General features: G+C 32.2%; 3 protein-coding genes. 2 read left to right on the forward strand and 1 reads right to left on the reverse strand.

Going from position 1 to position 2266, the window contains the following annotated elements; all coding sequences use genetic code 11:
* Together HHU12_RS35175 and HHU12_RS33555 are read left to right on the forward strand one after the other, a co-directional pair.
* Window positions 1-220 (forward strand): hypothetical protein (locus HHU12_RS35175; RefSeq protein WP_205960069.1); only part of this gene is annotated, 220 nt, incomplete at its 5' end.
* A gap of 63 nt (window positions 221-283) precedes the next feature.
* Window positions 284-1396, forward strand: a complete 1113-nt coding sequence (locus HHU12_RS33555; protein ID WP_169661088.1) for a leucine-rich repeat domain-containing protein — start codon at window positions 284-286, stop codon at window positions 1394-1396.
* Between the two features lie 98 nt (window positions 1397-1494).
* Here the strand turns inward: HHU12_RS33555 and HHU12_RS33560 are convergent.
* Window positions 1495-2266 (reverse strand): TonB-dependent receptor (locus tag HHU12_RS33560; protein ID WP_205960070.1); only part of this gene is annotated, 772 nt, incomplete at its 5' end.

Raw genomic sequence — 2266 nt, forward strand, 5'->3', positions numbered from 1 at the left:
TTCTGAAATTCCTGACGAGATTGGTAATTGCACTAAGATGACTTGCCTATATCTGGAATATAACAACTTAATAACTTTGCCACCAACCATATGTAATCTCAAAAAGATGGAATACTTCAGAACTAGAAGAAACCCATGGGAATGGATGCCAGCATGTATTGATGATGCCTTTAAGGTCTATCACAAGTTTGGATCTGTACCAGGTGTGGAAAGAAGATAATAGGATACCAGAACTTTATGCTTCAGAATTTGGAGGTTTATTCTTATTTAAAAAACAGAAGTCATGCATCAGATTATTGGAAATAGGTTAGTTGTTTTTATTGTAATATTACTCACATCTTGTAATAGTTTTTCTAATGATAAAATAGTTGAAACACCTTTTATTGACGAAATAAAAAGTAAATATCCTAATTCATATATAGGAATAGAAAATAATATGTATTGGTTTTCTTTTCGAGGTCATAAAGATAGTTTAGACAATTGGTTCTCTGATATTGAATATAAAAAAGATTCAATAGCCTTGATTGAAATAATAAAGTACCCAAAAATTATCAACTCTGTAGATAGGTTTATTGAATTTAAATCATTGAAAACCTTAATAATTCACCAATGTAATCTTACAACTATTCCTTCTTCATTTTTTAAATTAAACCATTTAGAGTTTTTGGGGTTAAAAAATAATATTATATCTGTAATACCAAAAGAAATAAATAAATTAAACAAACTAAAACATCTAGAATTAAGTTCTAATAATATTAAAAAAATACCCAAAGAGATAGGTGATGTTACTTCTTTAGTAGAATTTACTATATCTAATAACTTGATTGAGGAATTACCCAATGAGATTAGTAACTTGAAAAATTTAGAAGGATTATCATTAAGTAATAATCCTGAATTAAAAAAACTTCCTGACTCCCTTTTCAAGCTAAATAAAGTAACGCATCTAAATCTTACAAAATGTAAAAATCTGAAATCATTTCCAGATAATTTATGGTTAATCGACTCTTTAATTAATATAAGGCTTGATGAAATGGGGTTAAAAGAAATACCACAATTTGTATGGAAATGTAAACAAATAAAAACATTAAGACTTAGCGGTAATAAAATTACTCATATTCCTAAAGAATTAGGAGAATTAATAAATCTTGAAAAACTTTATCTAGATGATAATAGACTTTCTGAAATTCCTGAAGAGATTGGTAATTGCATAGAGATGACTAGTTTATCAGTGGAATATAACAACTTAAAAACTTTGCCATCTACCATATGCAATCTCAAAAAAATGGAATACTTCAGAACAAGAAGAAACCCATGGGAATGGATGCCGGCGTGTATTGATGATGCTTTTAAGATTTATCACAAGTTTGGATCTGTACCAGGAGTGGAAAGAAGATAAGTATTGATGAATAAATAGCAGAACTGTGCTCGATTTATAAAAAAAGCGTACCTCCTTTACAGAAGATACGCTTTCCTATATTTACTTTCTAGCTTATACTAGAAGCTCATTTTCAAACCAACTGAGTATGTTCTACCAATACCCATGTAGTAACCGTTAAGAGTAAGTTGTCCCATTTCGTTCAAACCACCTTGTTGTCCTTGTACTGCATAGTCAGTGTCAAACAAGTTGTTTACTCTGAAGTTTACTAAACCGTCGAATCCACCCATTTTGAAGCCGTAAGAAGCTCCGATATCAAATAGATTGTAGTTTGGTAATTGGTACATGCTTGTTTCGTTGTAGCGAGGATCATCTAATCTTGTTACATCGTAGTCAGCATATAATTGACCGTAGTAGTTCCAGTCAGCATCTAATCTTAATTTTGGTAATACCTCGTAAGAAACACCGATGGCCATTGTAGTTTGAGCAGAGTTACCTACTTCAGCACCTTCCATATAAACGTTTACTTCGTTGATTGGATTTTGTTGGTCATCATAGATAATTACGTTCTCAAGGTTGTTTAACCATCTCCAGTCACCTATTGAAGCCATACCTGTTACAGTCAACTTACGAGTTGGTTGCCAAGCGAAGTCAACCTCAATACCTTTGTGAAGGGCGTCCACACCTAAAAGGTTCGCTGAGTAAGACTGTCCGTCGTCATCATATACCGTTTTAGTGAAGGCTTTATCTTGCCAGTAAGTGTAGTAACCGTTCACGTTTACTTTGAAACCTCTAGTTCTGTAACCGTATCCGATTTCACTATAGCCCGTCCACTTATCAGTTCTGATCAGTGTATTTTTATCATCTATGTGTTGTTTGAAAATTTTCTCT

This window comes from Flammeovirga aprica JL-4 (assembly GCF_012844305.1).
GTDB classification, from domain to species: Bacteria; Bacteroidota; Bacteroidia; order Cytophagales; family Flammeovirgaceae; genus Flammeovirga; species Flammeovirga aprica.